Below are 8,215 nucleotides of genomic sequence, written 5' to 3' on the forward strand. Positions count from 1 at the left end.
GGTAGGTATTTATAAAGACGAAGCAGGGCAAACGCCGATTCTATCTTCTGTAAAAAAAGCTGAAGCCATTTTACTTGAAACCGAAAAGACAAAAAACTACCTGGGTATTGAAGGTGTGCAAGCCTATAATCAGGTCGTTCAAGAATTATTGTTTGGACCTCAAAGCACTATTATTACTGATAAACGTGCGGTTACAGCTCAAGCCCCTGGTGGAACAGGTTCGTTACGAGTAGCATCAGAATTTTTAGTTCGAAATACTGGCTCAACCACCATTTGGGTCAGTAATCCTACTTGGGCGAATCATCAAAATATTTTCGAAACAGCTGGATTAACGGTTAAAGAATATCGTTACTATAAAGCTGAAAGCCACGATATGGATTTCGATGCGATGTTAGCCGATTTATCCACTGCAAATGTTGGTGACGTAGTATTACTCCATGGTTGCTGTCATAACCCAACCGGTATCGATTTATCGTTGGAGCAGTGGCAACAAGTAGCTAATATTTGTTTAGAAAAATCATTATTGCCGTTATTTGATTTTGCTTACCAAGGTTTTGGGGCAGGTATTGAAGAAGATGCTCAAGGTTTGCGTGCCGTTGCCGCTGTGGTACCAGAGTTATTAATTGCTAATTCGTTTTCTAAAAACTTTGGTTTATACAATGAGCGTGTAGGCGCGGTAACTATAGTTGCAGAAACTCAACAAGATGCAGTGACAAGTTTTAGCCAAATTAAAAAAACCATTCGCGCAAATTATTCTAATCCTCCGGCACACGGTGGTTTAATCGTTAGCACCATTTTATCTGATGCTGCACTGCGTCAAGAATGGCAAGCCGAATTAACTCTGATGCGTGAACGTATTGCCGAAATGCGCACTTTGTTTGTTGAGAGTTTAAAATCTGAAGGCGTACAACAAGATTTCAGTTTTATCTCGCGCCAAAATGGTATGTTCAGTTTTTCTGGTTTAAACAAAAGCCAAGTGGCTCGTTTAAAAGATGAGTTTGCTATCTATATTGTCGGTTCTGGTCGTATTAGCGTCGCAGGCTTAACAAAAAATAATATGGCTGCAGTATGTAAGGCGATTGCACAAGTTATCTAGCATTGAATGCATGAGACACAAAAAGGGCTACTTTAAGTAGCCCTTTTTTATGCCTTTTTATAGTGACATTACAAGGTCACTATAACTCAGCAACAAAGGCCACTTGAACTTAGGCTATGCAGTCAACCGGTTTATGGTGTAAGTCGCAAACTTGGCCAATCGCTGCCGCTAATGCCAATTTATCATGAAGCCCAGGATGATGTTGACTGACTAATGGGAAACAATTAAAACGAACACCGTCGATATTTGAGTGATAAAGATCAATTTCTTTACCATGCTGAATAACATCAGCAATGACTTTTTTACCTATTACCTGATTGAACCAAGCAATTTTATCTTCAATACTAAAAGTACTTGCAGGTGAGTACTCCGCGGTTAAGTTATCAATTAACATCACATGTGCGTTGGAGTCACGAATGCTCTTGGCAATTTGTGGCAGTAATAAAGGTGGAAGTATACTGGTTAAAAAACTGCCTGGACCAATAATAATTAAATCCGCTTTTGCTAGAGCGCTACATGCTTCAAAAGTGGCTTCTACTTCGGGCTCTAATGATAAAGCAATCGGTGCCTCACTCATGCCATCAACGTTGAGTTCTCCAAACACTTTGTTACCACAATGGGACAGCGCAACAAGGTGAGTCGAGGCTTCAGACATAGGGATAATTTGGGTTTCAATTTTAAGTAAACCTCGAATTAAATTAACCGCTTCAAGAGGTCTTACGCAAAGCTGATCGAGTGCATGTAACACCAGGTTACCTAAGTTATGCCCAGAAAGTTCATTGTCGCCGGTGAAGCGATGATCAAACAACATCGAACCTAACGAAGGCCGTGATGCAAGGTGTGAAAGACAATTACGTAAATCGCCCCAGGCGATAGTTTGCTGATCCTGTCTAAGTCGTCCGGTAGAACCGCCATTATCAGTGGTGGCAACAATGCCGGTTAATCTTGGGCCTAAAAAAGATAATGCAGCTAGAATACGGCCTAATCCATGTCCGCCACCAATGGCGACAACATGATGATAATTATTGAGTTGTTGATTCAACATAATTTTAGCTCAAGTCCTTGAGTTGTTGAATAAAACGATACGCAGTTAATGAAACACTGCCCCGTTGTCACTGTCGATTAATTTTAACTGTATATGGTCATTAAAGTGTAATTATTTTTAGGTTTTGCTATCTGAGACAATCACAAATGTCATTCTCAGATTTGGATCACGCTAATCACAAAAGTGCTTTACTGTATCCTATCGACCTTTAAGGTTATAATTAATTATATTTATAAATTGAAAATGCATTTTGATAAGGCAGGTACTGTTGAAAATAGGCACTATAGGTCAAGTGACATTTGCGTTAGGCTTAGCCGTTTTAGCACTGTTAGCAATTAGGCTATGGATTATCCCTAGTCAGACACAGGTCTCGGTAGACTCAGCAGCACAGCAGCTAAGTAACATTGACCTTGGTAAAGTACCTAAGTTTGCTGAAATAAGTGATATTCCTACTAAAAAACAAACTTTCTTTAATTATTTTCGTCCTGCTATAGAAGCTCAAAATCAAATTATTATTCACGAACGTCAATTTTTATTGGCTGTTATTGAGCAAAATGATAATGGTTTAGGATTAAGTGAAGCGGATAATAATAGGCTTACATCACTTTTAAACAAATACCAATATGACGTGAAATCATTAACTCGTAATACCTTGACGCCATTGTTAAAGCGCATCGATATTATTCCTATTGATATGGTGCTAATACAAGCAGCTAATGAGAGCGGGTGGGGCAGTTCCCGGTTTGCTATCGAAGGGTTTAACTTTTTTGGTCAATGGTGTTTCACTGAAGGTTGTGGTTTAGTTCCATTAGCAAGAACCGATGGCAAAACTCATGAAGTTGCAGTTTTTGATTCACCCAAAGATTCTATTATTGCCTACATGATTAATTTAAATACCCATCCAGCATATCGCGTATTCCGGTCAATTCGTGCTGATTTACGTGCGCAGAAAGTTAGGCCTACAGCTGAAAAGTTAGTCTATGGCTTAATTAATTATTCAGAACGAAAAGATGAGTACATTGATGAATTACTCGAAATGCTAAAACACAATAAACAATATCTACAAGGGAATAACGCGAATGCGTAATCGTACGTTAATTAACGGATTTATTTTTATATCGTCTATTTTTTTAATCAACAGCAGTAGCGCTGAAACCGTGTCTTTAGAATACAATGGTTTTTATGACCGATTAAAACAAGTCAATAAGCAAAACTATCCATTAGTTGAGTTAGCATTTAGCGTTCCAATCACCCCAGATTGCACCATAGTGTCAGGCAGTATTACTACCGAGAATGACCAATATCCATTAACGTATAGTAAACAACAGCGATTATTTATTCCTTATGATCCACAGTTAAAGTCTGATAGAGGGTTAGTCAATATTAAGGTGGCTGGAGAGGCTAAACAGTGTGCGATTGCCATGCAAGTTAGAGCGAAAGAAACCAAGCAAGGTTTCACTCAAACTGAACTGTTAGCCTTAACAGAGGATATGAATAAGCTGCTTGATGGTTTACAAGGTTTCCCGATGAAGTATTTCCGCAAACCGATTAATGGATTATCGTTTGAGTTTACAGATATGCAAAACCAGACAGTGAAAGTCGTTATCGATGATGTGGAAACGATTGCTAAGGAAAAATATACCTTAACAGTTGAACAAATAAATCTGCTAAAACAGATTTCATTTACTCAAAAGCCTAGCATTATCAGCCCTCTGGTGACCCATTAATAATAAAGGCGTTGATGTTCATCAACGCCTTTCATTTAAATCGCGAGCGTTAACATGTTTACTAGGGTTTAAATGTTGCCACTACATCGATTCGATTGCTGATGTCTAAATTAATATGACCATTATTACTGATATCGACAAAATCAAACGCTGGTAAGTCTGCATCCGCTACATCGCCAGTGTTAACTACATCTGGATTACGTTTTAGTGATACAAAATCAAACTGTTCACGATCTACACCTTGCGATGGCGAGGTGTTTTGCATTGCAGTAAAGATAGTTTCAAGACGACCCGGATGTTGTTTGTCCCACATTTGTAGCATGTCTTTAACGGCACCACGCTTTAAATTCTCTTGCGAACCACACAAGTTACAAGGAATGATAGGAAACGATTTCAGTGTCGAATACTCTTGAATATCTTTTTCACGACAATAAGCCAAAGGACGGATGACGATATTGGCACCGTCATCAGACAAGAGCTTAGGTGGCATGGCTTTTTGTTTGCCAGCAAAAAACATATTTAAAAATAATGTTTCGATAATATCGTCACGATGATGGCCTAATGCAATTTTTGTGGCACCAATATGTTGAGCAAAGCCATAAAGAGTACCACGACGCAAACGAGAGCAAAGAGAACACGTGGTTTTGCCTTCAGGGATTTTTTCTTTAACGATAGAGTAAGTATCTTTTTCGAGAATGTGATAAGCAACGCCTATCTCATCTAAGTAAGCTGGTAAAACGTGTTCCGGAAAGCCAGGTTGTTTTTGGTCTAGATTAACCACCACAATTTCAAATTTAATTGGGGCACGTTGTTGAAGATTTAATAAAATATCTAACATGGTGTAGCTGTCTTTGCCGCCAGAAAGACAACACATGACCCGATCACCATCTTCGATCATATTATAATCTGCAATGGCAGAACCAACATTATGTCGCAGACGCTTTTGCAGTTTATTCATACGAGTAATATTTTTTTTAACGATTGTATCTACTTCAACTTCAGACATAAAAATGCGCCCAGTAACCAAGTGTTTCAGGGCGCGTATTATTCCAGTATTCTAGGTCAGGGTAAAGTAGTTAACCCATTCTAATGAACACTAATCTTCTAAAGGTGATTTATAACCATCGGGTTTGATCGCTAACAAGTCGCAATTTATGCTGTCGATAACATGCTCTGCAGTGTTACCAATTAATGCCGCTGAAAAACCAGTGCGACCAACAGTACCTAATACCACTAATTCTGCATCTAACTTTGCTGCCATTTCAGGAATAACATCTTCTGGTAAACCTTCTTCTACATGGCAATTTTCAAGAGGAATATTATAAGCTTGAGCTAAATATTGGACTCTTTGTTCATGCTGCATACGCACAGTGTTGTTATACACATTGGCATCAAAATCGGGCAACTCAATGGCTAAGTTAACTGGCGTACCAGGATAACCATTAACCAGATGCACACTGGCAGAGAACTTTTTAGCTAAATCAAGCGCATGGTTAATAATTTTACCGTTTAGGGTTTGATGATCTTCATCTTCACTCACCACATTAACGGCACAGACAATTTTGCCTTCAACTGGCCAGTCGTGTTCTTTAACCAGCAGCACAGGCACTGGAGATTTACGCATTAAATGCCAATCTGTCGGAGTAAAAATAACAGCTTTTAATTTATCGTGTTCATGGGTGCTTTTTACAATCAAATCATACTGACCTTTCATTGCATGATTAATCACGCTCTCAAAGGGACGATTATGCCAAACAACTTCAGTATTAATCTTGATATTAGACTGACTAAAACCACTAATCGCATTTTCTAACCAAGCAACACGTTGATCAATCACACCTTGACGCATCGCTTCACGTTCTTGGCTAGATAGGATTGAGGTCATCTCGTAAGAGAAGTCAAAAATAGATAAAAATGCAGTAATATCTGCCTGACTTCTTGTCGCTAATTCAACAGCACGTGCCAATGCGGGTTGATGATCCGTTGTAGGATTAATCACCACTAATATCTTCTTATAATCCTTCATATAACCTCCAAAGCTGTTGAGTTTTTTACTTGTTTATTTGTTGATAGTATTACCGTTTCCTAATGAATAAACTATGAGATAGATCATACAAATTTAATTTAAGTGGCAATCCGCGCATTTCCGGCAAGAGTACTTAATGCTGCATGATCTACAATCGAAATGTATTTGCCTTTAACTTCAATTAATCCTGATTTCTGGAATCGGCCTAATAAACGGCTAATCGTTTCAACCGTTAATCCCAAATAGTTACCAATATCACCTCGAGTCATAGTGAGACGAAATTCATGGGGAGAGAAACCACGATTACCAAAACGATTCGCAAGATTATTAATAAATGCGGCTAAACGTTCTTCGGCATTTTTCTTAGAAAGTAGGAGGATCATTTCTTGATCACTCATAATTTCATTACTCATTAATCGCATGATTTGCTGACGTAGTTTAGGCATAGTGCCTGATAACTGATCTAGGGTATCGTAAGGAATTTCGCAAACCATTGACGTTTCTAATGCTTGCGCAAAGCTTTGATGTCGTAGGGCATGAATACCATCAAAACCAATCACATCACCGGCAAGATGGAATCCGGTAATTTGTTCGTCGCCTTGTTCTGTAATGGTATAGCTTTTAATCGTACCAGAACGAATAGCATACAGTGACTTAAGTGTGTCACCAGACTTGAATATAAGGTCACCTTTTTGAATGGGTTTTTTACGTTCAATAATGTTATCAAGTTTATCAAGCTCATCATTGCTTAACGTAAAAGGAATACACAAGGCTTCCATGCTGCAGTCATGGCAATGAATGGCGCAACCTGTTGTGGATGGACGAGCTTTTATCAAATCTGAAGACATACCCATTCTCAATTTATGAAGACAATTATATGTTATACCATTCTGAACTAATAAGGTACTCCGACGATATAGAGTAATATTAGTAAACAGAAGTCTATTTATCACACCATGTTAGCTCTCAATACGTCATAAAAATGTGTATTAATTGCGAGTTCACTGACAACAATCTACGCATTAATGCTTGTTATATTATCTTATTTTCACAGTAACTAAATGTACAAATCACACATCAAGCAATTGATTTAAATAACAATTAAATTCAGCCTTTGCTAATGCGTATCAGCTAAAGTGGTTTTGTTATTGGCTGTTACAATATCATAAAATAACAGTGACCGAACTATATGAGTTGTTGAAAAGCGATGTAAAGTGTTTGCAAACCAAATACCACTAATAAGCCACCACTGAATAATCTCACTGCACGCTTTTGTACCCATTGCGCCAAGGTTTTCGCCGCCAAACCCGCAGCAAATAGAGCAGGTAAAGTGCCTAAACCGAACGCCAACATGATCAAGGCGCCTTGTAATGCGCTACCTGATGCAACAGACCAAGTGAGTGTGCTGTACACCAGTCCACAGGGTAACCAGCCCCAAACCATACCTGCCATAACAGCCTGTAGCGGGTGAGTTATCGGTATAAATTTACGGGTTAGCGGTTGTATATATTGCCACAACAATTTACCCACTTTCTCAATATGCACAATGCCGAACCATATCTGAGCAATATAAAGCCCAGTCAATATCATCATGACTCCAGCAAAAATTCTCAGGAATATTAAATAGCTATCGGCATCAAATAAATGACCTAAGGCTGACACACTGCCACCGACAATGGCCCCCGCGATGGTATAACTAAAAATACGCCCAAGATTATAGCTAAAAAGAAACGTCAGTTGATTGCCTAGGCGACTTTGGCCATTAGTGGGAATGTTGGCTGAAAAAGCACCAATTAATCCGCCACACATGCCAAAACAATGTGCAGCCCCCATTAAGCCAACAATAAATGCACCACCAAGATTATATTCAATCACAAGCTTTACTCTGGTTTATGTGCAGTGTCTGAGGCCATGGGTTCTGGCTTATTTTTTACAGCAGCGATATGAGTATCACTGTTTGATGGTTGCTTATCGATATCACTGGTTACACTGACGTTACCTTTATTGTTGGTACTGTCTTCATCAAATAAAATCGACACGCTTTGTCTATCAAGATCATCAAATTGTTCAGACTTTACCGCCCAAAAGAAAATTGAAACTGCAATTAATACAAACAACATCGCAATAGGTATTAATACGTAAATGATACTCATAATTTGATCCTAAGAAGGCGTAAACTGTTACTCACCACTATCAATGAGCTAACAGACATACCAATAGCGGCAATATACGGAGCAACATGTCCGGTAACCGCTAAGGGCAAAATAATAATGTTATAAGCGAAAGCCCATAAAAGATTTTGATGAATGATGCGCTGGGTT

The 8,215-nt window shown here is 38.7% G+C and carries 8 protein-coding genes and 1 pseudogene; 3 read left to right on the forward strand and 6 right to left on the reverse strand.

Going from position 1 to position 8,215, the window contains the following annotated elements:
- Positions 1–1,096: amino acid aminotransferase (locus H5185_RS19855; RefSeq protein ID WP_182742956.1), on the forward strand; the 1,096-nt coding region annotated here is incomplete at its 5' end.
- Between the two features lie 109 nt (positions 1,097–1,205).
- Here H5185_RS19855 and yvcK read toward each other — a convergent pair.
- Positions 1,206–2,141 (reverse strand): uridine diphosphate-N-acetylglucosamine-binding protein YvcK, encoded by a 936-nt coding sequence (gene yvcK, locus H5185_RS19860; RefSeq protein ID WP_124014863.1) that lies wholly within the window; start codon positions 2,139–2,141, stop codon positions 1,206–1,208.
- A gap of 268 nt (positions 2,142–2,409) precedes the next feature.
- On the opposite strand from yvcK, the gene H5185_RS19865 reads away from it, so the two are divergent.
- Entirely contained in the window at positions 2,410–3,228 is an 819-nt protein-coding gene (locus H5185_RS19865) for a glucosaminidase domain-containing protein (RefSeq protein ID WP_182742957.1), read from the forward strand.
- The gene (locus tag H5185_RS19870; protein WP_182742958.1) at positions 3,221–3,868 is read left to right on the forward strand and encodes a DUF2987 domain-containing protein; all 648 of its coding nucleotides are present in this window, start codon (positions 3,221–3,223) and stop codon (positions 3,866–3,868) included. Before H5185_RS19865 ends, H5185_RS19870 begins: the two co-directional genes overlap by 8 nt.
- Before the next feature lie 61 nt (positions 3,869–3,929).
- Here the strand turns inward: H5185_RS19870 and ttcA are convergent, their stop codons facing one another.
- The 5 genes and pseudogenes from ttcA to ccoS all read right to left on the reverse strand — a co-directional run.
- Positions 3,930–4,874 (reverse strand): tRNA 2-thiocytidine(32) synthetase TtcA, encoded by a 945-nt coding sequence (gene ttcA, locus H5185_RS19875; protein ID WP_124014866.1) that lies wholly within the window; start codon positions 4,872–4,874, stop codon positions 3,930–3,932.
- A gap of 90 nt (positions 4,875–4,964) precedes the next feature.
- Positions 4,965–5,894: a universal stress protein UspE gene (gene uspE, locus H5185_RS19880; protein ID WP_182742959.1), complete on the reverse strand. Its 930-nt coding sequence runs from the start codon at positions 5,892–5,894 to the stop codon at positions 4,965–4,967.
- 98 nt (positions 5,895–5,992) lie between these two features.
- The gene (gene etrA, locus H5185_RS19885; protein WP_124014868.1) at positions 5,993–6,742 is read right to left on the reverse strand and encodes an electron transport transcriptional regulator EtrA; all 750 of its coding nucleotides are present in this window, start codon (positions 6,740–6,742) and stop codon (positions 5,993–5,995) included.
- Between the two features lie 337 nt (positions 6,743–7,079).
- Positions 7,080–7,769, reverse strand: a complete 690-nt coding sequence (locus H5185_RS19890) for a sulfite exporter TauE/SafE family protein (RefSeq protein ID WP_182697356.1) — start codon at positions 7,767–7,769, stop codon at positions 7,080–7,082.
- Between the two features lie 128 nt (positions 7,770–7,897).
- A pseudogene (gene ccoS, locus H5185_RS23490) lies at positions 7,898–8,047 on the reverse strand (cbb3-type cytochrome oxidase assembly protein CcoS); the annotation flags it as partial.
- Between the last annotated feature and the right edge of the window lie 168 nt (positions 8,048–8,215).

The organism is Shewanella sp. SG44-6, from assembly GCF_014164185.1.
Taxonomy (GTDB): domain Bacteria; phylum Pseudomonadota; class Gammaproteobacteria; order Enterobacterales; family Shewanellaceae; genus Shewanella; species Shewanella vesiculosa.

What these genes read in the sequence shown, in the direction of transcription:
- yvcK (WP_124014863.1), bottom strand. Translation starts at nt 2,141, where the DNA reads ATGTTGAATCAACAACTCAATAATTATCATCATGTTGTCGCCATTGGT.
- H5185_RS19870 (WP_182742958.1), top strand. Translation starts at nt 3,221, where the DNA reads ATGCGTAATCGTACGTTAATTAACGGATTTATTTTTATATCGTCTATT.
- ttcA (WP_124014866.1), bottom strand. Translation starts at nt 4,874, where the DNA reads ATGTCTGAAGTTGAAGTAGATACAATCGTTAAAAAAAATATTACTCGT.
- uspE (WP_182742959.1), bottom strand. Translation starts at nt 5,894, where the DNA reads ATGAAGGATTATAAGAAGATATTAGTGGTGATTAATCCTACAACGGAT.
- etrA (WP_124014868.1), bottom strand. Translation starts at nt 6,742, where the DNA reads ATGTCTTCAGATTTGATAAAAGCTCGTCCATCCACAACAGGTTGCGCC.